Below are 25,777 nucleotides of genomic sequence, written 5' to 3'. Positions count from 1 at the left end.
CAGCCATCACTCCACCGTCGCCCCCGACTTCTTCACCACCTCCGCCCAGCGCGGAATCTCCGTGGCCATCAGGGCGCGCAGTTCGTCGGGCGTGCTGCCGACCAGTTCCATGCCCATGGTCTTGCCGAGCTTTTCCTGCACGTCGGGTTCCTTCACGATCACGGCGATCTCGGCGGCCAGCTTGTCGAGAATGGGCTTGGGCGTGCCCTTGGGCGCATACACCGCCTGCCACGAGGCCATCTGGAAGCCGGGCACGCCGGCCTCCTGCATGGTGGGCACGTCGGGGGCCAGCGAGATGCGGTCCTTGGTGGTGACGGCCAGCAGCTTGAGCTTGCCGGTCTGCAAGAGCGGCAAGGCGGCGGTCATCTGGTCGAACATGAACGTCACCGCGCCCGAGGACACGTCGACCATGGCCGGCGGCGTGCCCTTGTAGGGTACGTGCGTCAGCGGCACGCCGATCATGCTGGAGAACAATTCGCCGGCCAGGTGGGTGGAGGTGCCGGCGCCGGACGAGGCGAAGGTGCGCTTGGACGGGTCTTTCTTGAGCAGCGCGATCAGGTCGGCCACCGAGTTCACGCCCAGGTTCGGATCGACCAGCAGCACGTTGGGCAGGTAGGCAATCAGCGAGACCGGCTCGAAGTCCTTGACCGGGTCGTACTTCAGGTTCTTGTAGAGGCTGGCGTTGATGGCGTGGGTGCTGATGGTGCCGCCGAACAGCGTGTAGCCGTCGGGCGCGGCCTTGGCCACGTAGGTGGCGCCGATGCCGCCGGCCGCGCCGGGCTTGTTCTCGACGATAACGTTCTGGTGCAGCCGGTCGCCCAGCTTCTGCGCCAGCACGCGGCCGACCACGTCGGTGGAGCCGCCCACGGTGAACGGCACCACGTAGGAAATCGGCTTCTGCGCCGGCCACTCGGCGGCCGCGGCCGGCAGCGCCCACGCGCCCAGCAGCGGTCCTGCCAGCAGCGCGGCCAGCGCGCTGCGACGTTGTTTGTTCATGCTTGTCTCCTGCCCTCTGTGTTTTATAGGCATGGGTCGCCGGCCGGTCGGCCGGCGCCAGGGCTCAACGGCCCTGTTCTTTGCGCCAGGCGGCGAACTTGTCCTTGGTGGCCGGGTCGGTGGGCGGATACAGGCCCAGGATCGACGCGCCGGCCTGCACCTGGCTGGTGACGAAGTCCTCGAACGCGGTCATTTCCACCGCTTCGTCCGCGATCTCGTCGGCCAGGTGCGCGGGGATCACCACCACGCCCTCGCGGTCGCCCACCACGATGTCGCCGGGAAACACGGCCACGTCGCCGCAGCCGATGGGCGCGTTGATGTCCAGCGCCTGGTGCAGCGTCAGGTTGGTCGGCGCGGACGGCCGGTTGTGGTACGCGGGATAGCCGAGTTCGGCGATCTCGGGCGAGTCACGAAAACCGCCGTCGGTGACCACGCCGGCCACGCCGCGCTTCATCAGGCGGGTCACCAGGATCGAGCCGGCCGAGGCCGCGCGCGGATCCTTGCGGCTGTCCATCACCAGCACCGCGCCGGGCGGGCAGGTCTCGACCGCGGCGCGCTGCGGATGGGCGCGATCCTCGAACACCTTGATGGTGTTCAGGTCCTCGCGCGCCGGGATGTAGCGCAGCGTGAAGGCCGGGCCGACCATGTTGGGCAGCGTCGCGTTCAGCGGCCGCACGTCCTGGATGAACTGGTTGCGCAGGCCGCGCTTGAACAAGGCGGTGCACAGCGTGGCGGTGCTGATGCCGGCCAGCTTGGCGCGGGTGGCGGGATTCATGTCTGACACGGAAAACTCCAGGGCTAGCGATTCGGGGTTGAAGGGTTCAGAAGATTTCCGGTTCCGGCACGGGCGCGCCGAAGCTGGTTTCGAGGAAGTCGAAGTCGCAGCCCTCGTCGGCCTGCAGGATGTGTTGCGAGTACATCCAGCCGTAGCCGCGCTCGTAGCGCTTGGGCGGCGGCGTCCAGGCGGCGCGGCGCGCGGCCAGCTCCTCGTCGCTGACGTTCAGGTGGATGCTGCGGGCCGGCACGTCGACGGTGATCAGGTCGCCGGTCTTGACCAGCGCCAGCGGGCCGCCGATGTAGGCTTCGGGCGCCGCGTGCAGGATGCAGGCGCCGTAGCTGGTGCCGCTCATGCGGGCGTCGGACAGGCGCAGCATGTCGCGCACGCCCAGCTTGACCAGCTTGGTGGGGATCGGCAGCATGCCCCACTCCGGCATGCCGGGTCCGCCCTGCGGGCCGGCATTGCGCAGGATCATGATGTGATCGGCGGTGACGTCCAGGTTCTCGTCGTCGACCGCGGCCTTCATGCTGGGATAATCGTCGAACACCAGTGCCGGGCCGGTGTGTTGCAGGTATTGCGGGGCGCAGGCGCTGGGCTTGATGACGCAGCCGTCCGGCGCGATGTTGCCGCGCAGGACCGCCAGCGCGCCCTCGTCGTAGATGGCGGTGTCGAGCTTGCGGATGACATCGTCGTTGTAGACCTCGGCGCCGGCGATGTTCTCGCCCAGCGTCTTGCCGGTGACGGTCATGGCGGACAGGTCCAGGAGCCCTTCCAGGCGCGACATCAGCGCCGGCAGGCCGCCGGCGTAGAAGAAGTCTTCCATCAGGTACTTGTCGCCGCTGGGCCGGATGTTGGCGATGACCGGCACCTTGCGGCTGGCGGCGTCGAAGTCGTCCAGGCCCACCGGATGGCCGGCGCGGCGCGACATGGCCACCAGGTGAATGATGGCGTTGGTGGAGCAGCCCATGGCCATGGCCACGTTGATGGCGTTCTTGAACGAGGCCAGCGACAGGATGCGCTGCGGGGTCAGGTCGTCCCACACCATCTCGACCACGCGGCGGCCGCATTCGGCCGACATGCGCATGTGGTTGACGTCGGCCGCCGGGATCGACGAGGCGCCCGGCAGGGTCATGCCGATGGCTTCGGCGATGGCGGTCATGGTGCTGGCCGTGCCCATGGTCATGCAGGTGCCGTAGCTGCGGGCGATGCCGCCTTCGACCTCGGTCCATTGTTCCTGCGTGATCTTGCCGGCGCGGCGCTCGTCCCACAGCTTCCAGGCATCCGAACCGGAGCCGAGGATCTTGCCCTTCCAGTTGCCGCGCAGCATCGGGCCGGCGGGCACGTAGACACAGGGCAGCCCGGCGCTGATGGCGCCCATCAAGAGGCCCGGCGTGGTCTTGTCGCAGCCGCCCAGCAGCACCGCGCCGTCCACCGGGTGGCTGCGCAGCAGTTCCTCGGCCTCCATCGCCAGCATGTTCCGGTACAGCATGGTGGTGGGCTTGACGAACGATTCCGACACCGAGATGGCCGGCAGTTCCACCGGGAAGCCGCCGGCCTGGAACACGCCGCGCTTGACGTCTTCGACGCGCTGCTTGAAGTGGCTGTGGCAGGGGTTCAGGTCTGACCAGGTGTTGATGATGGCGATGATCGGGCGGCCGGCCCAGTCGTCGGGGCCGTAGCCCATCTGCATCATGCGGGAACGATGGCCGAACGAGCGCAGGTCGTCCTTGGCCATCCAGGCGGCGCTGCGCAGGCTTTCGTAGGTGCGTTTCATGAGGGAAGCGGATCCTGGGATGCGGTGAAAGGAAGAAGACGAAATCATTGACCGAACCATTTAAACACTAATACATTAGTGCGTCAGCTAGGTGAAAACCCGCTACACTGCGGCTGCATTCCCCCCGTCCCGCCCCTTTACCGAACTTCGCTCCGATGCCCAGCCCCAAGCTCAGACTGGACCGCTCGCGACACGCCGCGCCGCAAGTCTTTGAACATCTGCGCGAACAGATCATGTCCCTCGAACTGGCGCCCGGCGCGCCGCTGTCTCGCGTGACGCTGGCCGAGGCCTACGGCCTGAGCCAGACGCCGATCCGCGACGCGCTCATGAAACTGGCCGAGGAAGCCCTGGTCGAGATCTATCCGCAGCACACCACGGTGGTCAGCCGCATCGACATCGCCGCGGCGCGCCAGGCGCATTTCCTGCGCCGGTCGATCGAGCTGGAAATCGTGCACGTGCTGGCGCAGCAACCCGACCCCCTGCTGGTCCAGCGGCTGCAGGCCAGCATCGACCGCCAGCGCGTCTGCCACGCCGCCGGCCAGTACCAGGAATTCATGGCGGCCGATCAGGCCTTTCACCGCGACATGCACGCGGCCGCCGGCGTCGCCGCGCTGTGGGACATGGAGCAACGCTACAGCGGCCACGTCGACCGACTGCGCCGCCTGCACCTGCCCGAGGCCGGCAAGGCCGAGCGCATCATGGACGACCACCAGCGGGTGCTGGACGCGATCGCGGCGGGCGATGCGGCGCGCGCGCAGCAGGCGTTGCGCGAGCACCTGTCGGGCACGCTCAGCCAGGTGGCCGAGATCTGCAAGCGCTATCCGGACTACGTGCAGGCCGATTGAGGCCGCGAGGCTCAGGCCTCGGCGCGCGGCGGCTGGTCGCCGCGCGATTCCAGCAGCAGGTAGTCGCCGTCCTCGCCCGTGCCCGCGCCGATTTCCACAAAACCGCAGGCCCGGTAGAAGGCCAGCGCCGCGGCGTTGCGCCGCAGGCACTTGAGTCGGTAGCGCGTCAACGGCCAGCCGGGCAAGGCGCGCAGCAACGCCCGCGCCACGCCCCGCCGCTGCCAGGCGCGGCCCACATACAGGTGGTGGATGAAGTCGTCCGGCTCCCACAGCGACACGAAGCCTGCCAGGGCGTCGTCCGCGGCCAGCGCGACCCAGAGCCGTTCGCCCTCGGTCTGCGCGTCCAGGTCGGCTGCGCGCAGGCTGGCCGGCGCCAGCCAGGGATAGGCCTCGCGGCGCGTCGCCAGGAACAGCGCGCGCAACCCCGGCAGGTCGGCGGCCCGCGCCTCGCGCACGGTCAGCGTCATGTCTCACTCCAGCGCATAGCGCACGATGATGGTCTTGCCCCCGCGCTCGACGTGCACCAGCACGCCCTCGCCCGCGGCGTCCAGGCCGAGCAGGCCGCGCTCCTGGTCCGGCGATAGCTGGAACGGCCGCCAGGTGCGGCCCTGGTCGCGCGTGTGGAAATAGGTGCGGGTGTAGTCATTGAACGAGAACAGGTGGTCGGCATAAGTCTGCACCACCCAGCCGTTGCGGCCGAACCACGCCTGGCCGATCCAGGTACGCTGGCCACGCACCGCGGGCATGGCCGCCAGCTCGTGCCAGTTGCTGTCGGCCGGATCGAGCCGGTAGATGCGGTTGTCGGCGGTGGCGTATTCGGCTTGCCCCACCCGCGGTTGCGAGCGCGGATCCTGAGGCGGCACGGCCGCCACGTCGTGGGCGATGCGGAACGCTGGCGAGGCGCCGTCCTGGAACCGTATCTCGAAGCGCCGGGTCTCGATACGGCGCGCCACGCCGGCCGTGACGCGGTCGCGCCAGCTCCAGCCGACCGCGCGGTCGGCGGCCAGCGGGTACAGCGACCAGCCGTACGCCAGTTGATCGGTGTCGGCGCGGCCCGGGCCCAGGTGTTCCTGGAACGCCCGACCGTAGCTGTCGGCGTCGGGCCAGACCTGCTCGCGCAAGGACAGCGCCGACCAGTGGCGCGCCCCGTCCTCGCTGACCAGCAGGCGCTCGTCGCCGGCGCCGTCCGCCAGCGCCATGACCCGGTCGCCCGTCAGGAACACGGTGAACCGACGCGGCCCGCCCAGTTGCACGTCGGGCTCGTAGCGCCAGTGCGCGCCCTGGTCGTCGGAACGCCAGACATCGCTGGCGGCGGACCGGTCGCCGCCACGCGCGTTGCCGCCCAGCAGGTACACGGTCTGCCCCTGCGGCCCGCCGATGAGCGTGACGCCGGTGTCGCCGCCGATCGAGCCAAGCAGCGCGTAGCGGCCATTGTCACGGCCACCGTAGACCAGGTTGCGCACGTCGCGGGCTGTCGCCGCCGCCTGCAGCATGCCCTGGGCCGGATCGGCCGAGGCGGCCTCGGCGCGGGCGGCGCCCTCCGGCTGGCAGCAGTCCGAGGCAATCGGCAGCAACGCGTCCAGCACCGGCGCCTTGGCCAGGCCGGTGACATCCTTGTCGCCCGCGATCAGTTGCCCCACCAGGAACTGATGTTCGCCGTAGCGGTACAGCCGCGTGCGCGAATAGCCGGCCAGCGGCGGGCCGTCGAGCTCGCCGATGACTTCGCTGCGCGCCAGCGGCTCGCCTTCCGGCATGAGTTGGTAGAACCCGTAAGCCAGCACCCCGGTCACGGCGATGGCCGCCGCACCGGCGAGCACCCTGATATTCATCGTCGTCGCCTCTCCTCCGACCCCGGCCGGCGCCCCGTGGCACGGCGTCGGCATCGCTTGTCGAACGGACGAGACTATACCCCCGCGACGCGCTCCCCGCCGGGTTCCGGCCGTCATGGTTTCTTTCTCTATACTGGGGAAACCCCACACCGATGTGCCACAGGAAAGACCCCATGACAGCAAGGCAAGCGCAACTCACCCTGGTCCTGGCTGTACTGGCGGGACCTGCCTGGGCGCAGGCAGGGGACGCGGCGCCGGCCACGCCGGCCGATGCCTGCGCCGTGGTGACGGCGCGCGAAGGCGATCCGGTCCCCTCCGACGCCTGCGCGGCGAGCGCCGTGCAGGCCACGCCGGATGCCCGCGGCATCGTCTTTGGCGGCGCGCCGGCCTGGCAGCCGCTGGCGCCGCAGTCCATGCCCGGCGTGTTCTACGACCGCGATTCGATCGTGCAACTGACCGAGCGGCCGCTGGTGATGCTGGCGACGGTGGCGTGGTTCTACGCGCAGCCGCGGGTCTCCGAGGCCAATGGCCAGCCCTACGGCTCGGTGACGCAGCCCGTCACCATCAACTGCACCAACAACACCTACACGATCACCGCGACCCAGCACTATGCCGGCCCGGACGCCACCGGGGAGCTGGTGGAATCGCTGCCGGTGGCCGGCATTTCGAACGCGCCGGTCGCGCGCGACCCGGTCCAGCGCAAGCTGCGCGCCCTGATCTGCCCGCCGGGCAGGAGTTCGCGCAAGTAGCTCCGCCGGCCTCTACCCGCGCCAGTAGCGGTACAAGCCCCGCGCCGCGGCGTCCAGCAGGAAGCCCAGCGCGCCGATCAACAACACCATGGCCATCAATTCCGAATAGGCCAGGCGGTCGCGGGTGTCGAGGATGAAGTACCCCATGCCGGCCGACACGCCGAGCATTTCGCACGGCACCAGCACGATCCAGAGAATCCCGATCGCCAGCCGCACGCCTGTCAGGATATGCCCGAGCACGCCCGGCAGGATCACGTGGCGCAGGGTCTCCCAGCGGGTCGCGGCCACGCTTTGCGCCAGCAGCATCCAGCGCGCGTCCAACTGCTGGACGCCGGCCGCCGTGTTCAGCACGATTGGCCAGACCGCGGCAAAGGTCAGCAGGAAATACACCGGATCGTCGCCTACCCCGAACACCATCACCGCGATCGGCATCCACGACAACGGCGAGATCATGCGCAGGAACTGCATCGCGGGCGACAGCGCCGCCTCCAGACGGCGGTAGCTGCCGATGGCCAGGCCAAGCGGCACGCCGATCGCCAACGCCAGCCCCAGGCCCACCGCCACGCGGCGCAGGCTCACCAGCACATGCAACGGCAGGTCCGAACCGGTCAGCAATGCCCACAGGCTGGCGAAGGTGGGGCCCGGCGCGAAACGCCGCGCCATGCCGCCGGCCGGCGCCAGCGCGTCGGTGCCCAGCCACCAAAGCGCCATCAGCGCCGCCAGGCCGGCCAGCCCCAGCGCGCAGCGCGCGAGCAGCCCCTGGCGCGGCGGCCTGGCGCGCGCCGGGCCGGTCACCGGCGCGGCGACGCGCGCGCCCGCCGCGGCAGACTCGCGCGCCGTCACGCCTGCACCGTCTCGGTCCGGGTGTAGGCGTCGGGAAAGCCGAAGCGCCGCAGGCCGCCCGCGGCCTCGATGGCGCGCTTGACGTAGCGGTCATCGACCAGCTCGGCCGCGGCGCGGGCGGGGTCCAGCCCGGCCAGGAAGCCCCGGTCGGCCTCGATCAGCGTGTCGCGCAGGCGCCGCACCAGTTCCTCGGTGTAGCTGGGGAACGGATATGGCTGGAAGTCGATGCGGCGTTCGTCCCAGTCGGCATGGCGGATCGCGCCACTGGCCAGGTATTGCTCGCGGTCGGATGGCGGCGGCGCCAGCACCTTGCTCAAGGCCGGCAGACCGTGCGGGGTATAGCGGTTGATGCCTTCCTTGGACAGCAGCCTGGCGGTCTCTTCGCGGTTATCGCGGATCCACAACTGCGCCTGGACGATGGCGTCGACCACCTTCTGCGACCACTCGGGCCGCTGCTGCAGGTCGCGCTCGTGCATGAACACCACGCAGCAGGCGTGGTTGCGCCAGACGTCGCCGGTAAAGCGCAACACCTTGCCCACGCCCAGCGTCTCGGCCACGGCGTTGAAAGGCTCGGCCACGATGTAGCCGGCGATGCGGTTCTGCGCCAGCGCCGGCGGCATGTCGGCCGGCGCCATCACCACCAGGTTGACCTCGTTGGCGGCCGGCGCGCCGTCCTTGCGCGACACCGGCGTCAGGCCGTTCTCGCGCAGCAGGTACTGCAGCATCACGTTGTGGATGGAATACCAGAACGGGATCGCCACCGTCTTGCCGCCCAGTTCCTTGACGCCGTTGATGGCCGGCGCCACCGTCAGGCCCGAGCCGCCGACGTGGTTCCAGGCCACCACCTTGGCGGGCACCTGGCTGCCGAAGCGCGCCCATACCGTCATGGGCGACAGCAGATGCACCACGTTGACCTGGCCGGAAATGAAGGCCTCGATCACCTGCGCCCAACTACGCAGCAGGGTCGGCTTCTCGGCCTTGACGCCGGCCTTGTCGAACAGGCCATTGTTATGCGCCACCAGCAGCGGCGCGGCGTCGGTGATCGGCAGGTAGCCGATGCGCACCGGCGCGTCGGGCTCGCTCTGGGCGCGGGCATTGAATGCCGACAACAGCGGCGCGGCGCCGCCCGCGGTCAGCAGGGCCGACAGTTTCAACCAGTCGCGACGCGACATGTGTTCAAGGCACATCAACAGGCTCCTTGGCGGCTTGGCCGCGTGCGACCCGAAGCGCATCGCGCAGGCGGGTCAGGATTTCCAGGCGCAACGCGCCCATTTCAGGCAACAGATCGGCGCGCGGCTGCGGCAGGTCCACCGGCCACACGCCCAGGATGCGTCCGGGCGCGCCGCCCAGCAGCACGATGCGGTCGGCCAGCAGCAGCGCTTCGTCGATATCGTGGGTGATGAGGACGGCGGCGGTATGAAAGTCGGCCACCACTTTGCGCAGCAGTGTCTGCATCTCGCCGCGCGTGACCTCGTCGAGCGCGCCGAACGGCTCGTCCAGCAGCAGCACCGCCGGCTGGCGCGCCAGGCAACGCGCCAACGCGGTGCGCTGCGCCATGCCGCCGGACAACTGCGCCGGCCGCAACTGGCGCGCGTGCGACAGGCCGACCTCGTCGATGGCCTGGTCGATCCGCAACCGGCGCTCGGCGGCGGTCAGCCTGGGCTGATGGGTGAAATCCAGGCCGAAAGCGACATTGCGTTCCAGCGACAGCCACGGCAGCAGGCCGGGATCCTGGAACGCCACCGCCACGCGCGGATGCACGCCAGTCAGTGGCGCGCCCTCCATCAGCAGCGTGCCGGCACTGGCAGGCTGCAGTCCGGCCAGCACGCGCAACAGGCTCGACTTGCCGGCGCCGCTGGCGCCCAGCACCGCCACTACCTCGCCCCGGTCCAGCACCAGATCCACATCCTGGAATACGTCGGCCGGCGCCTGCGCATAGCGCAGCGCCAGGCCCTGCGCCTGCAACACCGGACGCGGCGCGCTCATGCGGCGCCCTCGGCCGCCAGACGCGCCCGGCGCTTGGCCAGCTCGGTCTTGAGCTGCACCAGGCTGGGGGTGACGATGGGCAGGAAAGCGGCCTCGCGCCAGCGGCGCGCAAAACCGTCGCCGGCAGGCTTCAGGTAGGCCGCGCCGCCGCTGGCCTGCAATTCGAGCTGCACCGCCTGGCTGGCGATCTCGGCCAGCGCGATGCGGCTTTCGAACAGCAGCCAGGGTTCGGCCACGAAACGTTCGCTGCGCACGCCGTCGACCAGGCGCGCGGTCGCCTCGTCGAGCTGGCGCGCCAGCGCCTGCAAGGGTTCGCCGAGGATGCCGCGCGACGCCTGGCCCTGACCCGCCTCGCCGGCGGCGCGCAACGCGCGTCGCGCCAGGCCGATGGACAGGCCGCATTGCAGCCCCGCGAACGCAGGCCGCGCCTGCGGCAGATATTGGCGCGCATCCGGGTGAATCAGCCATTGCGGATCGATGCGCACGCCGCGCACATCCAGCGCCGCGGTGTTGCTGGACTGCAGCGCCAACAGATCCAGGTCGGCGCTGCGCGTCAGGCCTTCGATATCATGCGGCAAGGCCACCACGGCCGGCGTGCCGTCGGGGGCCGAGACGGCCGCGGCCACCAGGAAGCCCTGCTTGCGCAGGTTGGTGACCCACGGCATGCGGCCATCCAGCACCCAGTGCGCGCCATCCTGTCGCGCGCCGATCTGCAGCGACTCGATGCCGCTGAGGAATTTCATGGCGTTCGACAGCGCGGTGGCGCCGGCCACCTCGCCCGCCAGCAAGGGCGCCAGCCAGGCCTGCGACAAGGCGACATTGGGGCTGCGCAGCAGGTACTCGATGAAAACCCGCTGGCCCCAGGCCACGAAGGCCGCGGCCACGGAATGCTCGGCCACCTGCGACACGGCCTCGATGGCGTCGCCGATGTCGGTGCCCGGCGCGCCGCCGTGCGCGGCCGGCACACCCAGGCGGAATACGCCCGCCGCGGCCAATCGCGGCAGGACCTCGGCGGCGTCATGGCTGCCGTCGTCCAGCGCGCCGGCATGGTCGTCGAGCCAGGCGGCCAATCCGGGCGCCAGTCGCGGGTCCGGTTGCCGCGCCGTCATTGCGCGCCGCTCCAGGCGTAGGCGCCCAGTTGCTCGTTCAGCGGGGTTTGCGCCAGGTTGTTGCCAAAGTTGCAGATCGTGGCCAGACCCACCCCGACGATCACCTCCAGCGCGTTGCCGTCGCTGTAGCCGGCCTCGCGCAGCGCCTGCAGTTCGGCGTCGCTGACGCGGCCACGGGTGCGGATCACGGCTTCGGTGAAAGCGGCCAGCGCCTGCAGGCGCTCGTCCGGCAGCGTGCCCTGGGCGCGCAGCGCGTCGACCACCTCGGGCGACAGCTTGGCCTTGTTGCGCGCCAGCGCCGTGTGGCCGGCGACGCAGAAGGTGCAGCCATGGCGGGTGCCGGCCACCAGTTGGACCACCTCGCGCTCCTGCAGCGTCAGCCCGGCGCGGGCGTTGATCTGCGATAGCGTCTGGTAGGCCTCCAGGGCCACCGGCGCATTGGCCAGCACGCCCAGCAGGTTGGACAGGTAGCCGGCGCCCTGCTCGGCGGCGGCCAGGGCGGCGCGGGTGGGTTCGGGCGCGCTCTGCGCGGTATGGACGGGCAAACGGGCCATGAGGGTCTCCGGAATGGGAACAACGAAAACTCGATTGTGCGGGCGCCCCGCCCCGCGCGACAATGCACGCGGATCGCAAGCTGATGCTCGATCTTATCGACTTTCAGCTATGCGCTTATAACCAGCCAGGCGCCCCGCGTATCATCGCGCCAAACTGATCCGGCCGTGACGCCATACCAGTACGGCCGCCACACGCCTTGCCAACTTCGCCATGCCGCCCTCGCCCGCCCCGAACGCCGATCAAGCCGCCGTCGACGCCCTGCTGCTGTCGAGCCTGGAGGTGCAGTCCAGCTTGTATCACCTGGGCCAGTATTGCGGCAATTGGTCGGCCAGCACCAGCGGCCGGGCCCGCGCCAGTTTCCACCTTATCCTGCACGGCCGCTGCCGCGTCGAGCTGGGAACGGGTCAGGCGCCGCTGACCCTGGCGGCGGGCGACGGCATATTCTTTTTGCGCGACCAGCCGCACACGCTGACGCCACTGGATGCGCCCGCTCCGGCCGCGCCCGCATGCCGGGACATGCGGCCGCTGCTGCCGCGCCAGCCCGACGGCACCGGCCTGGCCTGCGGCTTCTTCCAGTTCCGCCCGGGCCTGGCGGACCTGGTGGCCGAGACGCTGCCCGACATACTGGTGCTGCGCGCCGACGATGCCCGCTACGCGAGCGCGCGCGGTGTGTTCGACCTGATCCTGGGCGAGACCGCGCGCGACGGTGGCGCATCCGAGGTGGTGCTGGAGCGGCTCACCGACATGCTGATCTTCTTCATGCTGCGCCACCTGGCGATCCACGACCGCCAGGCCCACGGCCTGTTCGTGCTGGCGCGCGACCCGGCCATGGCGGGCCTGCTGCAGGCGATCCTGGCGCGGCCGGCGGATCCCTGGAGCATGGACGACATGGCGCGCCACGTGCACATGTCCAAAGCCACCTTCCACCGCCGCTTCACGCTGCAAAGCGGCACCACGCCGGCGCAATTGCTGCAACTGCTGCGCATGCGCGTGGCGCGGCGCCTGCTGGCCCAGGGCGCCGCCATCGCGGACGCCGCCGAACGGGTCGGCTATCGCTCGCAGGCGGCCTTCAGCCGCGTGTTCCAACGCACCGAGGGCGTGGCGCCCTCGGCCTGGCGTCGCGGCGGCGCCTGAACTGAACGCCGGTGCCGTCCGCGGCCGGCGGGCGCGCGGCGCACCCTGGCACACTCGCTATCGGGCGCGCCGTGGCCCCCAACTTGCCCGCGCGTCAGGACAGGCCCAGCAGCAGGTCGGCCAGCACCTGCGGGTGCGTGATGTGGGCCTCGTGCGGGGCGGCGATGTCGACCCAATTCCAGCCCGGCTGCGACTTCACCAATTGGCGCGACTGCTCCAGCACCGGCAGCTCGGGCTGGGTGCAATGGATGTAGGTGCGCGGCCGGCCGTTGCCGATGGGATGCCTGAGCGTCAAGGGCGTGGTGTAGCTGGCCAGCGGGTGCGTCGTCAGGCGGCGCTTGACCCAGGCCTCGTCGGCGCTGCCCGGCTTGAAGCCCCAGGCCGCCGGCAGCGGGTCGGGAATCGGCACGGCCAGGCCGTTGGTGGCCTTGGACGCGGCCGCGATGCGCGCCTCGGCGTCGGCCTTGGGGTACACCGAGAACGCATCCTGGCCGCTTTGCAGCACGATCGAATCGAAGTACACCAGGTGCGCCAGCCGCTCGGGAATGCGGTCGGCCACCCCCGAGATCGGGATGCCGCCGAAGCTGTGGCCCACCAGGATCACGTCGTTCAGTTCTTCGCTCTGGATCACCTGCACCAGGTCCTCGACGAAGGTGTCGATGGTGATGCCCTTGTGCAGCAGGTGGGCGCGGTCGCCCATGCCGGTGAAGCTGGGCGCGTGGACGCGATGGCCGGCGGCGCGCAGCCGCTCGGCCACCGGCCGCCAGCACCAGCCGCCATGCCAGGAGCCGTGCGCCAGCACGTAGGTCTTGGCGCGGCCGGCGGCCGGCTGGGCCGCGATGGACGGGGCCGCCGCCAGGGCGGGCAGCCCGGCGGCCAGTTGCAACAGGGTCCTGCGGGAAATCATGTTCATGCCCCTCACACCTTTGCCAGCGCCTGGTCGAGGTCGGCCAGCAGATCGTCGATGTGCTCGATGCCGATCGACAGGCGCACGGTTTCCTCGCGCACGCCCGCCTTCTGCAGCTCTTCGGGATTGAGCTGGCGATGGGTGGTGGACGCCGGGTGCGTGGCCAGCGACTTGGCGTCGCCGATGTTGACCAGGCGCGTGAACAACTGCAGCGCGTCCTGGAAGCGCGCGCCGGCTTCGCGGCCGCCCTTCACGCCGAACGTGAACAGGCCGGGCGCCTTGCCGCCCAGGTACTTGCGCACCAGGGCGTGATCCGGGTGGTCCGGCAGGCCGGCGTAGTTGACCCACTCGACCTTGGGATGCTCGCGCAGATAGCCGGCCACCTTGACCGCGTTCTCGACGATGCGGTCCACGCGCAGCGCCAGCGTCTCGATGCCCTGCAGGATCTGGAACGCATTGAACGGCGAGATCGCCGCGCCGGTGTTGCGCAGGGGCACCACGCGGGCGCGGCCGATGTAGGCGGCCGGGCCGAAGGCTTCGGTGTAGACCACGCCGTGGTAGCTGACATCGGGTTCGTTCAGGCGCTTGAAGCGGGCCTTGTGCTCGGCCCAGGGGAACTTGCCCGAGTCGATGATGGCGCCGCCCAGGCTGGTGCCGTGGCCGCCCAGGTACTTGGTCAGCGACTGCACCACGATGTCGCCGCCATGCTCGATCGGTCGCAGCAGGTACGGCGACGGCACGGTGTTGTCGACGATCAGCGGCAGGCCGTGGCGGTGGGCCAGCTCGGCCAGCGCGGCGATGTCGGTGACGTTGCCCAGCGGGTTGCCGACCGATTCGGCGAAGATGGCCTTGGTGCGCTCGTCGATCTGCGCCTCGAAGGCGGCCAGGTCGCTGGGGTTGGCGAAGCGCGTGGTGATGCCGTACTGCGGCAGCGTGTGGGCGAACAGGTTGTAGGTGCCGCCGTACAGCGTGCTGGACGAGACGATGTTGTCGCCCGCCTCGGCGATGGTCAGGATCGCGTAGGTCACGGCGGCCTGGCCCGAGGCCAGCGCCAGCGCGGCGATGCCGCCTTCCAGGGCCGCGACGCGCTGCTCCAGCACGTCGGTGGTCGGGTTCATGATGCGGGTGTAGATGTTGCCCGCGACCTTCAGGTCGAACAGGTCGGCGCCATGCTGGGTGTCGTCAAAGGCGTAGGCCACGGTCTGGTAGATCGGCACGGCCACAGCGCGCGTGGTCGGGTCCGGCTTGTAGCCGCCGTGCACGGCGATGGTTTCCAGCCGCCAGTCGGGCTTCTTCGCTTCGGTCATGATGTAGTGCTCCTCGAAAATGCGTTATCGGTGATGGGATCAGGCGGCGAACCCGCGCGCGGCGCGCAGGATGCGGTCGATGTCCCCGTGATTGTTATAGGCGCCCACGGACAGGCGCAGGTAACCATACTCCACAATGCTGGCCACCACGCCCTCGCGGGCCAGGTGCGCCAGCGCCGCGGCGGGATCGGGCACGCGCACGGCGGTGGTGGTGCTGCGCAGCGCCGTGTCGGCCGGCGATACCACCTGCAGGCCCTGGGCGCGCAAACCGTCGCTCAATGCGGCGGATAGCTCCAGCACCCACGGCTCGATGCGCTCTGGCCGCGCCCACTCGATCAGGTCCAGCGCCGCGGCCCAGCCGGCGATGCCGGGATAGTTGAGGTTGCCGGTCTCCAGGCGGCGGGCGTCGCCGGCGTCGGACACGCCCACCTGCCACTGCAGGCCGGCCTTGTCGAGCGTGGTGACTTCCGAGGGGCCGACATACAGCGGATCGAGCGCGTCGAGCAGCCGCGGCGACACGTGCAGCAGGCCCACGCCCAGCGGTCCCAGGAAGCCCTTGTGGGCGCCGCTGGCGAACGCGTCCACGCCCCAGGCATCGACCTCGGCGCGCAACAGGCCCGCGCCCTGGATGCCATCGACCACCAGCCAGATGCCGCGCTCGGCGCAGCGCCGGCCCAGTTCGGCAATGTCGGTGCGCAGGCCCGTGCCGTACTGCACCCACGACACCGCGATCAGCCGCGTGCGCGCGTCGACGTGCTGCCACAGGTCATCGACCGTATAGCGGCGCGCGCGCGACGGCGGCACCCGCACCTGCACGCCGCGACGGCGCAGGTTGAGCCAGGGCAAGGCATTGGTGGGATGTTCCTGGTCGTCGACCACCAGGTTGTCGCCCTCCTGCCAGGAGAGGCCCTGCGCCACGGTATTCAGGCCCTCGGTGGTGTTCTTGGTGAAGGCCAGCCGGCGCGCGTCGCCGCCGATCAGCCGCGCCAGCCGCGCGCGCAGCGCGCCGGCATCGCGCAGCCATTGCGGCTTGTCGCTGCGGGCATGGGTGATGTCGTCGAAGAAGGCGGCCACGCCGTCGGCCACCTTGGGCGCCAGCGGGCTGGTGTAGGCGATGTTGGCGTAGGCCTTGTCGCGAGTGATGGGAAACCATTCCCGGAATTCATCCTGCCAGCTCATGCGCAACCTTCTTCAATCCTGCAACTTGGTATGGACGGATTCTAGGTATATGACGCGAATTTGGATAAGGCTAAGTTCTCATAACCATATGACGATACAGTCGCTCACAATGGCGATGCGCAGCCCTAGAATTCATGCCTTTCTTGCATACTTCAAATACGGGAACGGCATGCGGTTGATCTCTCTACTCAAAGCCGCCGGGGTGGCGGCGGCGCTGGCGCATATGACGATGTCCACGGCCAACGCCGCCACGGCGGGCGCCACGGTCGACGCCATCAAGAAGCGCGGCGAACTGGTGTGCGGCGTGAGCCAGGGCTCGGCCGGCCTGTCGATCGCCGACAAGCAGGGCCGCTGGACCGGCCTGGACGCCGACCTGTGCCGCGCGCTGGCTGCGGCGGTGCTGGGCGATCCGGAAAAAACGCGCTTCGTGCCGCTCAGCTCGCAGCAGCGCTTTCCCGCTCTGCAAGGCGGCGAGATCGACGTGCTCAACCGCAACACCACCATCACCTCCGGCCGCGACGCGGGCCTGGGCATCGTCTCGGCCGGCATCGTGTTCTATGACGGCCAGGGCTTCCTGGTGCCGAAGAAGCTGGGCGTGAAAAGCGCCACCGAACTGGACGGCGCGCAGGTCTGCGTGCAGCCCGGCACCGTCAACGAACAGAACCTGGTCGATTACTTCAAGAAGCACAAGCTCAACTATCGGCCGGTGGTGATCGAGAACCTGGTCGAGCTGGAACAGGCCTTCTACGCCGGCCGCTGCGACGTCTACCTGTCGGATGCCTCGACGCTGGCCGCCAGCCGCGCCGCGCGCGCCGCCAATCCGGACGACTTCGTCATCCTGCCCGAACGCATCAACAAGTCGCCGCTCGGCCCCTTCGTGCGCCAGGACGATCCCAACTGGACCGCCATCGTGCGCTGGACCGTCAACGCGCTGGTGGCCGCCGAGGAACTGGGCATCACCTCCAGGAACGTCGACAGCCAGGCGCAAAGCAGCGACGCGCAGGTGCGCCGCCTATTGGGTCTGGACCCCGGCATCGGCAAGAGTTTCGGGCTGGACGAAGGCTGGGCCCGCAACGTGATCAAGGCCGTCGGCAACTATGGCGAGGTGTGGGACCGAAACCTGGGCGCGGCCACGCCGCTCAAGCTCGATCGCGGCCTGAACCGGCAATGGAACCAGGGCGGCCTGCTGTATTCGCCGCCGTTCCAATAAGCCTTCACGCACGCGCTGCCGCCAGGCGGGCCGACGGCTCGCCTGCGCGCTTTTGAGAAGTCGCCGGGCCTTCCGGCGCAGGCCAGGACAGACATGATTGCCCTTCACCCCTCGCCCTGGAACGCCGCGCTGCGGCGCTGGTGGCCAGCCGCCGCCTGGACCCTGGGGCTTGCCGCCCTGGTGGCGTTACTGCTGCTGCACATCGAGGCCACGCAGTCGGCCCGCGGCATCCGCGGCGGCTTCGGCTTCCTGTTCCAGCCGGCGGGCTTCCGCATTTCGGAAAGCCTGCTGCCGGTGACGCCCGACGATCCCTACTGGATGTCGATCGCCGCCGGGCTGGTGAACACGCTGACGGTCGCGCTGGTGGCGGTTCCGCTCGCCACCCTGCTCGGCGTCGGCCTGGGCCTGCTGCGGCTGTCGTCGCAGCCGCTGGCATCGCGCACTGCCGCGCTCGTCATCGCGCCGTTGCGCAACACCCCGGTACTGCTGCAATTGTTCGTCTGGTACGGCCTCTTGCTGCGCCTGCCGGACGCGCGACAGGCGTGGACGCCGCTGCCGTCCGTGCTGCTGTCGAACCGCGGGCTGGCATTGCCGGCGCTGCATGGCTGGCTGCCGTACGCGCTGGCGGCGGCGGGCGCCGTGCTGCTCGGCTGGCGCCTGCGTCATCGCCTCGGCCGCGCCGCGCCGTGGGCCGCGCTGGCGGCGACGGCGCTGGCCTGGGCGTTGTTGCCCGGCGTCACCATCGATCTGCCCGTCAAGCGCGGCCTGGGCCTGCAAGGCGGCTGGCAGCCCAGCATCGAATTCGCCGCCCTGGTGATCGGCCTGGTGGTGTTCCATGCCGCCTACATCGCCGACATCGTGCGCGCCGCCGTGCGGGCGGTGCCGGTGGGCCTGGTGGAAGCCGGCCAGGCCATGGCGCTGACGCCCTGGGGCGTGCTGCGCCACGTCGTCGCGCCCTACGCCGCGCGCGTAGCGCTGCCGCCGTATGCCAACCAGTGCCTGGCGCTGGTCAAGAACAGCACCCTGGCCATCGCCATCGGCTACCAGGAGCTGATGGCCGTGATCAACACCGCCATCACCCAGACCGGGCTGGCGCTGGAAGGCATCACGCTGGCCGTGGCCGTCTACCTGGGCCTGGCCCTGGCGCTGGGCGGCGCGCTGTCGGCCTGGAACGCGCGCCACGCCCGCCACGGCCCCGGCGACAGCCACGGCGCCCGCCTGGGCGAGCGGCCCGCGTTGCGCCTGCTGGCGCGCGAGGGACGCGGCATCAACGGCTGGCTGGGCGCGGCGCTGACGGTCTTGCTGCTGGCCGCCGCCGGCTGGGCGTTGCTCGATTGGGCGCTGCTGCGCGCCGTCTGGAGCGGCAGCCCGGCCACCTGCGCCGCCGCCGCGGGCGCCTGCTGGGCCGCCGTGGGCGAGAACCTGCCGTTGCTGCTGTTCGGCGCCATGGCGCCGGCCGACCGCGCGCAGGCGCTGGTCGCCTGCGCCGCCCTGCTCGCCGCCGTGGCGGTCGCGCTGGGGGTGGGTCGGCTCGCGGCCCGCCCGCGCCTGGCGTGGATCGCACTGATGGTCGCCGTCACGGCGGCCGCGCTGGGCGGCTGGCCGTGGGGCGGCAGCGCCATCGGCCCGCTGCGCTGGGGCGGCCTGCTGGTGACGTTGATCCTGGCGATCGCGGCGTTGCTGGCCGCGTTGCCGCTGGCCTTCGGCCTGGCGCTGCTACGTCGCGGCGGCAGCCCGGGCGGGTCGCTCGCCGCCGCCGCGCTGATCGAGGCCGTGCGCGGCGTGCCGCTGGTGACGCAATTGCTGTTCGCATCCTTCGTGCTGCCGCTGCTGCTGGGCGGCGGCGTGTCCAAGTTCGGCATGGCGCTGGCCGCGCTGACGCTGCATACCGCCTGCCTGCTGGCCGAAGTGCTGCGCGGCGCGCTGCAGGCGATTCCGCCGGGCCAGATGATGGCGGCGCGCGCGCTCGGCATGCGCCCGGCAGTGGCCTACTGGACGGTGATCTGGCCGCAGGCCCGCCGCATCGCGGCGCCGGCCGCGCTGGGCGTGTTCGTGGGCGCGGTCAAGGACACCTCGCTGGTCAGCATCATCGGCGTATTCGACGTGCTGGGCGCGGCCAAGGCGGTGGTGGCGGGCACCGACTGGCGACCGTACCATGTCGAGGTCTACCTGGCGGTGGCGCTGCTGTACTTCGGCGCCAGCCTGGCGCTGTCGCGGGTGGCGCGGCGCATGGAAGGACCGGCGGCGTCCTGAGATCCGCGGCCGCGCGCGTGCCGCCTTCGCGGCCACGCCTATTGCACCCCTGCGCCCAGCCGCTGCAGCCAGGCCGGACGCGGCGCCGCGTCCAGCCAGTTCTTGACGATCAACCCCAGTTCGGTGTCGCCGGAGATACGCAGTCGACGCTGGAAGAACAAGGTGTCCGCATCAGTCTCGCCGCGCATCAGGGCCAGCAGTTCCGCCACGCCCGCGCCCAGCTCCAGCTCGCAGGCCTCGCGGCTCCACATCGGTCGAAAGACGCCGCCGCGCACGGTGAAGCGGCTGCACAGGCCCAGGTCCTCGATGGTGATGGCGAAGCTGCGGCCCTCCAGTTCCGGCGGCGGGCTGAGCCAGTTCAAACGCCGCGCCAACTCCAGCCCGGCGACGAAGTGCAGCGACACCAGCGGCGCGGGCAGCCGCCGGCCCAGGCGCGCGACCAGACCCGGCACGGCGAATCGGCTGTCGCTCATAGCGCCTCCTGCCAGGCGATCCCCGCCTGTCCATGGAAATAGCCATTGCAGCGGCTGATGCCGGCCGGCGGCTGCACCGTTTGCGGCGCGCGGCCGCCGCGCGCGGCGTCCAGCGCCGCGATGGCTTCGAGCGTGCCGGCCGACTGCGGGCTGACGCGCAGCACGTCGGCGCCCATGTCGGCCAGGTATGCGGCCTGGTCCAGCAGGTCGAGACAGGCGGCCGACTGCACCTGGATGCCGTTGATCGCCAGGAACTCGCGCGATTCACGCGTGCGCATGTCCAGGCCGTCGGGATGCTCGATGCAGCGGAAGCCGCACTCGTCCTTTTTCAGCCGGAAGTGGCGCGCGGTGAAACAGCGCGCCGAGAACGCCAGCGCCATGCGGCCCCACACCATGATCTCGGCCTGCAACCCGGCCGGCCGCTCGGCCAGCAGCCGCGCCAGCGCATTGACGTGCATTTCCAGCGGCGCGACGAAGCGGGTCGCGCCACGCGCGGCCAGCCATTCCAGCGTGCCGCCGTGGTAGGCGTTCATGTGCGGTCCGGCCACGAACGGCCGGCCGCCCAGGTGGCGCATGGCGCCGGCCTCGCCAGCCTCGACCATGAAATCCTGCTGCTCGCACAGGCGCCGCAGGGCCGAGGCCTCGGCGCCGGTCTCGATCAGGGTGCGGCCGGACAGCACCACTTCCTTGCCGGCGGCCGCGAGGTCGCGCGCCAGGTCGAGCCAGTCGTCGGCGCGCAGTTCATGGCGCCGGCTACAGACGGTTTCGCCGACGTAAAGGATATCGGCCGGACTGTCGGCCAGTTCAGCGTAGAACGCCAGCGTGCGCTGGCGCGGCCAGTAGTACAGCAACGGGCCGACCGAGATGCGGAAAGCCTTGGGATTCATTTCCATGGACGTTCGAATGCGCCTTGCGTGACTTGGGAACCCTCGGCATGGCGCGCCAGCATGGCGTTCCATTCGGGGCGGGGGGAATAGCGATTGGGGTCGCCGTGGGCGCTGTCGAGCGCGGCGCGCAGCGTGGACACCACCTGCGTGACGTAGGCCGGGCTGCGCTGGCGCCCTTCGATCTTGATGGCCGCCACGCCCATCTCGGCCAGTCTGGGCAACAGGCCGATGGCGTTCAGGCTGGTGGGTTCCTCCAGCGCGTGGTCGGCGTGGCCCTCGACCTCGAAGCGCCCCTTGCACAGCGTCGGATAGGCGGCGGCTTCGCCAGGCCCATAGCGGTCGATCAGGATGCCGTTCAGGCGCGCATCGAGGCGGCCGTCCTGCTCGACCCAGCGCACCGCGCCGGCGGGCGAACAGACGCCCTTGTTGTTGGGCGAATCGCCCGTGGCGTACGACGACAGCAGGCAGCGCCCTTCGGCCATGACGCACAGGCTGCCGAAGCCGAACACCTCGACCTCGACACTGACGTTGGCGCAGATGCGGGCGATCTCGGCCAGCGTCAGCACGCGCGGCAGCACCACCCGCTGGATGCCGAATTGCTCCTTCATCAGTTCGATGGCGTCGGTGTGGGTGGCCGAGCCCTGCACCGACAGGTGCAGGCGCAGGTCGGGATAGCGGTCGCGGGCGTAGGCCAGCAGGCCGGCATCGGCCATGATGACCGCGTCCGCGCCCAGCCCGTGCGCGGCGTCGACCGCCTCGCGCCATTCCTGGCCGCGGCCGGCCTGCACGAAGGTGTTGATGGCGAACAGCACCTTGCGCTGGCGGCTGTGCGCCAGTTCGACGCCGGCGCGGATGTCGCGTTCGGTGAAATTGAGCCCGGCGAAGTTGCGGGCGTTGGTGGCGTTCTTCAGGCCCAGGTAGACCGTGTCTGCGCCGGCCTCGACCGCCGCCTTCAGCGCGGCCAGGCTGCCGGCCGGCGCCACCAGTTCCAGGGGAGTGGTTCGGATTTGCATGCCGGCCAGTCTAGGGGCCGGCGCGGCCCGTGGCCTTGTCGCAGATCAAACCGCGCGGCCAGCGCGAGCCGGCGCGGCGCCGTCAGACCGGGTCGTCGCCGTGCAGCCCGTGTTCGACGGCGTAGACCGCCACCTGCACGCGGCTGGTCAGGTTGAGCTTCTTCAGCACGTTCTGCACATGGATCTTGACCGTGCTTTCGCTGACGTCGAGTTCGCGCGCGATGACCTTGTTGCTGGCGCCGCGCGCCAGGCACTGCACGATCTGGCGTTCGCGCGCCGTCAGGCGATGGCGCTCGGCCTGCCCCGCCGGCGCCTGCGCGGCCAGGCTGGCCTGGCCGCGGAACTGCTCGACCAGCTTGGCCGTCATGCTTTCGGCGATGACCGGCTCGCCGCCGGCGGCGCGGCGGACGGCGGTGGTGAGCGCCTCGGCGTCGATGTTCTTGAGCAGGTAGCCGCGCGCGCCGTCGCGCAACGCCTGGCCGAGTTCGTCGGCCTCTTCCGACACGGTGAGGATGATGACCGCACAGGAAGGCAGATCCTGGGTCAGCAGTTGCAGCGTCTCCAGCCCCGACAGGCCCGGCATGTTCAGGTCCAGCAGCACCACGTCGGGCTTGAGTTCCTTGGCGCGCTTGAGGCCCTCGACGCCGTCGCCGGCCTCGGCCACGACCTCGAAATCGGGCTGGCGCTGCAACAGCAGGCGCATCCCCGAGCGGAACAGGGTGTGGTCGTCGACGAGCAGGATACGGATGGGCATGGTCTTGATGGGTCAGGCGGCCTGGCGTTCGGCGTCGGGCAGGGTCAACGCGATGCGCGTGCCGCCGCCGGGCCGGGACTTCATTGTAATCAAGGCATGCATCCGGGCGGCGCGTTCGCGCATGATGTGCAGGCCGATGTGGGCCTCGCCACGCCGCGCCACTTCGTCCGGATCGTAGCCCTGGCCGTTGTCGGCGATCAGCAGGTTGAAGTCGCGGTCGTTGCGCACCACCACGTCGACCCGGTCGGCCTCGGAATGCTTGCGCACGTTGGACAACGCTTCCTGCAGGATGAACAGCACCTGCAATTGCTGCTCCGGCGCCAGCGGCGCGCCGACGCCCTGGCTGAAGGCCAGCTCCGTGCGCACGCCGGTCTGGCGGCGGAAGCGCTCGACCGTGTCCTCGATGGCCGTCTTCAGGTCGCCCTGGCCCAGCTTGTCGCGGAAATTGGTCAGCAGTTCGCGCACGTCCTTGTAGCTTTCGTCCACGCCGGTGCGCAGCAGCGGCAGGATCTCCTCGACCTCGGCCTGGTCGCCGCGCTTGACGGCGGCGTCCAGCAATTGCAATTGCAGGTTGAGGAAATTCAGGCCTTGCGCCAGGCTGTCGTGCAGGCCCTGCGCGACCAGGCCACGCTCCTGCACGACCGCCAGTTGACGCGCCTGGGCGCCCAGGCGGCGGTTGTCCAGCGCCACGCCCAGCAGTTGCCCCAGCGTTTCCAGCAACTGCGATTCGGACGCGGCCAGCTTGCGCGGCTGGCGGAAATGCAGGGAGTACGAGCCCAGCACCTCGTCGCGCGTGACGATGCGGAACACCGCCACGCTGGCGAAACCGTCGCGCTGGCAGTTCAGCTCCGCCTGCGACGGCGCCTGGCGCAGATCCTGGATCACGATGACGCCGGCCTGGCGGGTGGCCACGCCGCAGTAGCAGTCGTCGACCCGCATGCAGTGCTCGGATTCCACCAGTTCCTCGGACAGCCCCACCGACACCACCAGGTTGAGCTTTTCGTTGTCGGGGTCAAGCGCGCGGATGCTGCCGCCCTCGGCGTCGAACTGCAGCATGACGCGGCGCAGGAACCCCTGGCACATCGCCTCGATGTCGTTGGGCTGGTTCAGGAATGCCGCCATGTCGTACAGCGCGCCGATGTCGCGGTTCTGCGCCGCGAGCTGGGCGGTCTTTTCGCCCACGCGCTGCTCCAGCCCCGCATACAGGCTCTGCAACTCATCGGCCATGCGGTTGAAACCGCGCGCCAGCACGCCGAATTCGTCCTGGCTCTCGACCGGCAGGCGGGTGCTGAATTCGCGCGCGGCCATGCGCTGCAGGCCGTCGCGCAGGCGCAGCACCGGCGCGATGATCCACAAGTACAGCAGGTAGATCATGGCCAGGGTGCCGGCGCTGGCGATGGCCGCCAGCACGCCCTGCGACAGGCGCAGCGAGGTGGTCTTGCCGGCGTTGTCCTGTTCGATCATGCGCACCAGTTCGTCGGCGCGGGCGACGAAATCGGGCAGCGTCCGCAGGTACTCGGCCGCGTCGTCGCGGGCGATGGCGCGCATCGCCGCCGGCCGCATGATGTCGCGCCAGTAGTCGGCCACGCCCGCCCAGTGCCGGCGGATGAGCGGGTCGTTGGGAATGAACAGCGGCCGCGCCGGGTTGCCGCGCGCCAGCCGGGCGATGGTGTCATCCATCAGCCGCACCTGCTCCTCCGTGCGCGCCTGGCGCCCGGCCTCGGGCCGCATCAGCTCGACCGCCACGCGGTTGGCGCGCATGCGCAGGCTGCCGGTGTCGTTGATGGCCGCGCCCGCCCCTTCCAACTGCCACGACAGCCATAGCGTCAGGCCGATCATGCCCAGCACCACGATCAACGCGACCAGCGAACTGGCGACGATGCGCGTCGACAGCCGGTGGCGCGGCGACGGCAGGCCGTGGGCGTCGGCGGCGGGATCGGGCATGGACATCGGGAAGGACTGGCGGGTGGATGGGCGTGGCGGCGGTGGCCGGCGGCGGCGCGCGGCGCGGTTTACCGGATCTAGTGTAGTCCTTTCGCTCAGCCCCGCCCCAGCGCGCGGACGATGAAATCGGCCACCGCCGCCGGGTCGTTCAGCGGCAGGCAGGGCAGATCCGTCTCCAGCGCCGCGTCGGACACGATGGCCAGGAAGCCGCCGTCCTCGGCATGCAGCGGCGGCTTGCCCAGCGCCGGGCGGTAGACCTCGATGCGGGGAATGGCGGCCTGCTTGAAGCCTTCGACCAGCACCAGGTCGGCCGGCGCCAGGCGGGCCACCTGCTCGGCCAGCGACGGCTCGGACGCGCCGCGCAGCTCGTGCACGATGGCATAGCGGAACGGCGACGCCACCATCACCTCCTGCGCGCCGGCCTGGCGAAAGCGCGCGCTGTCCTTGCCGGGCGGCTCCATTTCGAAATCGTGGTGGCTGTGCTTGATGACGCTGACCTTCAGGCCGCGCGCGCCCAGCAGCGGCAGCATGGCCTCGATCAGGGTGGTCTTGCCGCTGCCTGAGCGGCCGGCGATGCCGAAAACGGGGGTCATGCGGGCTCCGTGAACAAGGGACAGACGATGGGCAGAAACGCGTCCGCCCGGGCCGAGTATGCCAGCAAAGCGCCCGCCACCAGGTCGAAGTACCAGCCGTGCAGGGTCAGGTCGCCGGCCTGCAGGCGCCGCTGCACGCACGGCAGCGCCTCCAGGTTGCGCAGCGAGATCAGGATGGACGCCTGCTCGCAGGCGCGCCGGTGTTCCGCCAGCGACGCCGTCGGCATCTCGCTCAACACGCGCAGGCGCGCCGGCTCGGCGATATCCATCCAGCGGTCCAGGTAGTCCGGCTCGCCGCCGCCGCGCGCCGGACGCTCCATCAGCGCGCGGATGCCGCCGCACTGGGCATGGCCCAGCACGATGATGCGGCTGACCGCCAGTTGCTCGACCGCGAACTGGATAGCGGCCAGCACGCCGTGGTGGCCCTGGTCGCGGTCGGGCGGCGGCACCAGGTTGGCGACGTTGCGCACGGTGAAGATGTCGCCCGGATCGCAGCCCAGCAGCATGGCCGGATCGACCCGCGAATCGCAGCAGCCCACCAGCAGCGTGCTGGGGTGCTGGCCGTCGCGCAGGTTGCGGTACAGCGACGGCGCCTCTTCGTAGTATTGATGCTGGAAGCGCTGGAAGCCGTCCACCAGCCGTTCGATGTCGCGCATGGT

25 protein-coding genes are annotated in these 25,777 nt (G+C 70.3%); 5 read left to right on the top strand and 20 right to left on the bottom strand.

Going from position 1 to position 25,777, the window contains the following annotated elements; translation table 11 throughout:
- Nucleotides 1-6 precede the first annotated feature (6 nt).
- From SB816_RS12715 to araD, 3 genes are all read right to left on the bottom strand, one after another.
- Nucleotides 7-996, bottom strand: coding sequence for a Bug family tripartite tricarboxylate transporter substrate binding protein (locus SB816_RS12715; RefSeq protein ID WP_006395211.1), 990 nt, complete (start codon nucleotides 994-996; stop codon nucleotides 7-9).
- A gap of 64 nt (nucleotides 997-1,060) precedes the next feature.
- Nucleotides 1,061-1,771, bottom strand: coding sequence for a ribonuclease activity regulator RraA (locus tag SB816_RS12710; RefSeq protein ID WP_049073996.1), 711 nt, complete (start codon nucleotides 1,769-1,771; stop codon nucleotides 1,061-1,063).
- Nucleotides 1,772-1,817: 46 nt separating this feature from the next.
- Nucleotides 1,818-3,548 carry an L-arabinonate dehydratase gene (gene araD / locus SB816_RS12705; RefSeq protein ID WP_410547087.1) on the bottom strand — a complete coding sequence of 577 codons (1,731 nt, stop codon included), beginning with the start codon at nucleotides 3,546-3,548 and terminating at the stop codon, nucleotides 1,818-1,820.
- Nucleotides 3,549-3,703: 155 nt separating this feature from the next.
- On the opposite strand from araD, the gene SB816_RS12700 reads away from it, so the two are divergent.
- Complete coding sequence (locus SB816_RS12700) at nucleotides 3,704-4,393, top strand: GntR family transcriptional regulator (RefSeq protein WP_054504235.1); 690 nt, start codon at nucleotides 3,704-3,706, stop codon at nucleotides 4,391-4,393.
- A gap of 11 nt (nucleotides 4,394-4,404) precedes the next feature.
- Here the strand turns inward: SB816_RS12700 and SB816_RS12695 are convergent, their stop codons facing one another.
- Together SB816_RS12695 and SB816_RS12690 are read right to left on the bottom strand one after the other, a co-directional pair.
- Nucleotides 4,405-4,860 (bottom strand): GNAT family N-acetyltransferase, encoded by a 456-nt coding sequence (locus SB816_RS12695; RefSeq protein WP_410547086.1) that lies wholly within the window; start codon nucleotides 4,858-4,860, stop codon nucleotides 4,405-4,407.
- A 3-nt stretch (nucleotides 4,861-4,863) separates the two neighbouring features.
- Nucleotides 4,864-6,222 carry a hypothetical protein gene (locus SB816_RS12690; RefSeq protein WP_410547085.1) on the bottom strand — a complete coding sequence of 453 codons (1,359 nt, stop codon included), beginning with the start codon at nucleotides 6,220-6,222 and terminating at the stop codon, nucleotides 4,864-4,866.
- Between the two features lie 173 nt (nucleotides 6,223-6,395).
- Here SB816_RS12690 and SB816_RS12685 point away from each other — a divergent pair, with 173 nt between their 5' ends.
- The gene (locus SB816_RS12685) at nucleotides 6,396-6,971 is read left to right on the top strand and encodes a surface-adhesin E family protein (protein WP_144657501.1); all 576 of its coding nucleotides are present in this window, start codon (nucleotides 6,396-6,398) and stop codon (nucleotides 6,969-6,971) included.
- Nucleotides 6,972-6,983: 12 nt separating this feature from the next.
- Here the strand turns inward: SB816_RS12685 and SB816_RS12680 are convergent, their stop codons facing one another.
- From SB816_RS12680 to SB816_RS12660, 5 genes are all read right to left on the bottom strand, one after another.
- Nucleotides 6,984-7,682, bottom strand: a complete 699-nt coding sequence (locus tag SB816_RS12680) for an ABC transporter permease (RefSeq protein ID WP_410547129.1) — start codon at nucleotides 7,680-7,682, stop codon at nucleotides 6,984-6,986.
- 128 nt (nucleotides 7,683-7,810) lie between these two features.
- Entirely contained in the window at nucleotides 7,811-9,001 is a 1,191-nt protein-coding gene (locus tag SB816_RS12675; protein WP_175143838.1) for an ABC transporter substrate-binding protein, read from the bottom strand.
- Entirely contained in the window at nucleotides 8,991-9,800 is an 810-nt protein-coding gene (locus tag SB816_RS12670; protein ID WP_054504240.1) for an ABC transporter ATP-binding protein, read from the bottom strand. Before SB816_RS12670 ends, SB816_RS12675 begins: the two co-directional genes overlap by 11 nt.
- Complete coding sequence (locus tag SB816_RS12665; RefSeq protein ID WP_343720349.1) at nucleotides 9,797-10,909, bottom strand: acyl-CoA dehydrogenase family protein; 1,113 nt, start codon at nucleotides 10,907-10,909, stop codon at nucleotides 9,797-9,799. The genes SB816_RS12670 and SB816_RS12665 overlap by 4 nt, the downstream gene beginning before the upstream one ends.
- Nucleotides 10,906-11,463: a carboxymuconolactone decarboxylase family protein gene (locus SB816_RS12660; protein WP_054504242.1), complete on the bottom strand. Its 558-nt coding sequence runs from the start codon at nucleotides 11,461-11,463 to the stop codon at nucleotides 10,906-10,908. The genes SB816_RS12665 and SB816_RS12660 overlap by 4 nt, the downstream gene beginning before the upstream one ends.
- Before the next feature lie 211 nt (nucleotides 11,464-11,674).
- Between SB816_RS12660 and SB816_RS12655 the strand changes: the two genes are divergently transcribed.
- Entirely contained in the window at nucleotides 11,675-12,598 is a 924-nt protein-coding gene (locus SB816_RS12655) for a cupin domain-containing protein (protein WP_410547084.1), read from the top strand.
- Nucleotides 12,599-12,692: 94 nt separating this feature from the next.
- On the opposite strand, the gene SB816_RS12650 is transcribed toward SB816_RS12655, so the two are convergent.
- The 3 genes from SB816_RS12650 to SB816_RS12640 are packed head-to-tail and all read right to left on the bottom strand — an operon-like array spanning nucleotide 12,693 to nucleotide 15,991.
- Nucleotides 12,693-13,511, bottom strand: coding sequence for an alpha/beta fold hydrolase (locus tag SB816_RS12650; RefSeq protein ID WP_231132949.1), 819 nt, complete (start codon nucleotides 13,509-13,511; stop codon nucleotides 12,693-12,695).
- A gap of 5 nt (nucleotides 13,512-13,516) precedes the next feature.
- Nucleotides 13,517-14,812 (bottom strand): O-acetylhomoserine aminocarboxypropyltransferase/cysteine synthase family protein, encoded by a 1,296-nt coding sequence (locus tag SB816_RS12645; RefSeq protein ID WP_269872600.1) that lies wholly within the window; start codon nucleotides 14,810-14,812, stop codon nucleotides 13,517-13,519.
- Between the two features lie 39 nt (nucleotides 14,813-14,851).
- Complete coding sequence (locus tag SB816_RS12640; protein ID WP_410547083.1) at nucleotides 14,852-15,991, bottom strand: aminotransferase class V-fold PLP-dependent enzyme; 1,140 nt, start codon at nucleotides 15,989-15,991, stop codon at nucleotides 14,852-14,854.
- Nucleotides 15,992-16,160: 169 nt separating this feature from the next.
- Between SB816_RS12640 and SB816_RS12635 the strand changes: the two genes are divergently transcribed.
- Nucleotides 16,161-17,201 (top strand): amino acid ABC transporter substrate-binding protein, encoded by a 1,041-nt coding sequence (locus tag SB816_RS12635; RefSeq protein WP_064525386.1) that lies wholly within the window; start codon nucleotides 16,161-16,163, stop codon nucleotides 17,199-17,201.
- A 93-nt stretch (nucleotides 17,202-17,294) separates the two neighbouring features.
- Nucleotides 17,295-19,454 (top strand): ABC transporter permease subunit, encoded by a 2,160-nt coding sequence (locus tag SB816_RS12630; RefSeq protein WP_144657510.1) that lies wholly within the window; start codon nucleotides 17,295-17,297, stop codon nucleotides 19,452-19,454.
- Between the two features lie 38 nt (nucleotides 19,455-19,492).
- Here SB816_RS12630 and SB816_RS12625 read toward each other — a convergent pair whose 3' ends face one another.
- The 7 genes from SB816_RS12625 to SB816_RS12595 all read right to left on the bottom strand — a co-directional run bounded on the left by SB816_RS12625 (nucleotide 19,493) and on the right by SB816_RS12595 (nucleotide 25,774).
- Nucleotides 19,493-19,927, bottom strand: a complete 435-nt coding sequence (locus SB816_RS12625; RefSeq protein WP_144657512.1) for an SCP2 domain-containing protein — start codon at nucleotides 19,925-19,927, stop codon at nucleotides 19,493-19,495.
- On the bottom strand, nucleotides 19,924-20,814 hold the full coding sequence (locus tag SB816_RS12620; RefSeq protein ID WP_410547128.1) for a U32 family peptidase: 891 nt from the start codon (nucleotides 20,812-20,814) through the stop codon (nucleotides 19,924-19,926). Before SB816_RS12620 ends, SB816_RS12625 begins: the two co-directional genes overlap by 4 nt.
- The gene (locus tag SB816_RS12615; protein ID WP_054504250.1) at nucleotides 20,811-21,827 is read right to left on the bottom strand and encodes a peptidase U32 family protein; all 1,017 of its coding nucleotides are present in this window, start codon (nucleotides 21,825-21,827) and stop codon (nucleotides 20,811-20,813) included. Before SB816_RS12615 ends, SB816_RS12620 begins: the two co-directional genes overlap by 4 nt.
- 82 nt (nucleotides 21,828-21,909) lie before the next feature.
- A complete protein-coding gene (locus SB816_RS12610) occupies nucleotides 21,910-22,581 on the bottom strand; it encodes a response regulator (RefSeq protein WP_116791128.1) in 672 nt (223 codons plus the stop codon).
- Nucleotides 22,582-22,593: 12 nt separating this feature from the next.
- A complete protein-coding gene (locus tag SB816_RS12605; protein WP_116791127.1) occupies nucleotides 22,594-24,531 on the bottom strand; it encodes a type IV pili methyl-accepting chemotaxis transducer N-terminal domain-containing protein in 1,938 nt (645 codons plus the stop codon).
- An 89-nt stretch (nucleotides 24,532-24,620) separates the two neighbouring features.
- Entirely contained in the window at nucleotides 24,621-25,118 is a 498-nt protein-coding gene (mobB, locus tag SB816_RS12600; RefSeq protein ID WP_410547082.1) for a molybdopterin-guanine dinucleotide biosynthesis protein B, read from the bottom strand.
- Nucleotides 25,115-25,774 (bottom strand): carbonic anhydrase, encoded by a 660-nt coding sequence (locus SB816_RS12595; protein WP_372412409.1) that lies wholly within the window; start codon nucleotides 25,772-25,774, stop codon nucleotides 25,115-25,117. The genes mobB and SB816_RS12595 overlap by 4 nt, the downstream gene beginning before the upstream one ends.
- Between the last annotated feature and the right edge of the window lie 3 nt (nucleotides 25,775-25,777).

It is taken from the genome of Achromobacter sp. SIMBA_011 (assembly GCF_046535435.1).
In the GTDB taxonomy this organism is placed as follows: Bacteria; Pseudomonadota; Gammaproteobacteria; order Burkholderiales; family Burkholderiaceae_B; genus Achromobacter; species Achromobacter dolens.
This window is presented reverse-complemented; position numbering and strand designations above follow the sequence as displayed.

Bases quoted from the DNA above. Each gene is read 5' to 3' on its own strand.
- SB816_RS12715 (WP_006395211.1), bottom strand. From the start codon at position 996: ATGAACAAACAACGTCGCAGCGCGCTGGCCGCGCTGCTGGCAGGACCG.
- SB816_RS12710 (WP_049073996.1), bottom strand. From the start codon at position 1,771: ATGAATCCCGCCACCCGCGCCAAGCTGGCCGGCATCAGCACCGCCACG.
- araD (WP_410547087.1), bottom strand. From the start codon at position 3,548: ATGAAACGCACCTACGAAAGCCTGCGCAGCGCCGCCTGGATGGCCAAG.
- SB816_RS12700 (WP_054504235.1), top strand. From the start codon at position 3,704: ATGCCCAGCCCCAAGCTCAGACTGGACCGCTCGCGACACGCCGCGCCG.
- SB816_RS12695 (WP_410547086.1), bottom strand. From the start codon at position 4,860: ATGACGCTGACCGTGCGCGAGGCGCGGGCCGCCGACCTGCCGGGGTTG.
- SB816_RS12690 (WP_410547085.1), bottom strand. From the start codon at position 6,222: ATGAATATCAGGGTGCTCGCCGGTGCGGCGGCCATCGCCGTGACCGGG.
- SB816_RS12685 (WP_144657501.1), top strand. From the start codon at position 6,396: ATGACAGCAAGGCAAGCGCAACTCACCCTGGTCCTGGCTGTACTGGCG.
- SB816_RS12680 (WP_410547129.1), bottom strand. From the start codon at position 7,682: ATGGCGCTTTGGTGGCTGGGCACCGACGCGCTGGCGCCGGCCGGCGGC.
- SB816_RS12675 (WP_175143838.1), bottom strand. From the start codon at position 9,001: ATGTGCCTTGAACACATGTCGCGTCGCGACTGGTTGAAACTGTCGGCC.
- SB816_RS12670 (WP_054504240.1), bottom strand. From the start codon at position 9,800: ATGAGCGCGCCGCGTCCGGTGTTGCAGGCGCAGGGCCTGGCGCTGCGC.
- SB816_RS12665 (WP_343720349.1), bottom strand. From the start codon at position 10,909: ATGACGGCGCGGCAACCGGACCCGCGACTGGCGCCCGGATTGGCCGCC.
- SB816_RS12660 (WP_054504242.1), bottom strand. From the start codon at position 11,463: ATGGCCCGTTTGCCCGTCCATACCGCGCAGAGCGCGCCCGAACCCACC.
- SB816_RS12655 (WP_410547084.1), top strand. From the start codon at position 11,675: ATGCCGCCCTCGCCCGCCCCGAACGCCGATCAAGCCGCCGTCGACGCC.
- SB816_RS12650 (WP_231132949.1), bottom strand. From the start codon at position 13,511: ATGAACATGATTTCCCGCAGGACCCTGTTGCAACTGGCCGCCGGGCTG.
- SB816_RS12645 (WP_269872600.1), bottom strand. From the start codon at position 14,812: ATGACCGAAGCGAAGAAGCCCGACTGGCGGCTGGAAACCATCGCCGTG.
- SB816_RS12640 (WP_410547083.1), bottom strand. From the start codon at position 15,991: ATGAGCTGGCAGGATGAATTCCGGGAATGGTTTCCCATCACTCGCGAC.
- SB816_RS12635 (WP_064525386.1), top strand. From the start codon at position 16,161: ATGCGGTTGATCTCTCTACTCAAAGCCGCCGGGGTGGCGGCGGCGCTG.
- SB816_RS12630 (WP_144657510.1), top strand. From the start codon at position 17,295: ATGATTGCCCTTCACCCCTCGCCCTGGAACGCCGCGCTGCGGCGCTGG.
- SB816_RS12625 (WP_144657512.1), bottom strand. From the start codon at position 19,927: ATGAGCGACAGCCGATTCGCCGTGCCGGGTCTGGTCGCGCGCCTGGGC.
- SB816_RS12620 (WP_410547128.1), bottom strand. From the start codon at position 20,814: ATGAATCCCAAGGCTTTCCGCATCTCGGTCGGCCCGTTGCTGTACTAC.
- SB816_RS12615 (WP_054504250.1), bottom strand. From the start codon at position 21,827: ATGCAAATCCGAACCACTCCCCTGGAACTGGTGGCGCCGGCCGGCAGC.
- SB816_RS12610 (WP_116791128.1), bottom strand. From the start codon at position 22,581: ATGCCCATCCGTATCCTGCTCGTCGACGACCACACCCTGTTCCGCTCG.
- SB816_RS12605 (WP_116791127.1), bottom strand. From the start codon at position 24,531: ATGTCCATGCCCGATCCCGCCGCCGACGCCCACGGCCTGCCGTCGCCG.
- mobB (WP_410547082.1), bottom strand. From the start codon at position 25,118: ATGACCCCCGTTTTCGGCATCGCCGGCCGCTCAGGCAGCGGCAAGACC.
- SB816_RS12595 (WP_372412409.1), bottom strand. From the start codon at position 25,774: ATGCGCGACATCGAACGGCTGGTGGACGGCTTCCAGCGCTTCCAGCAT.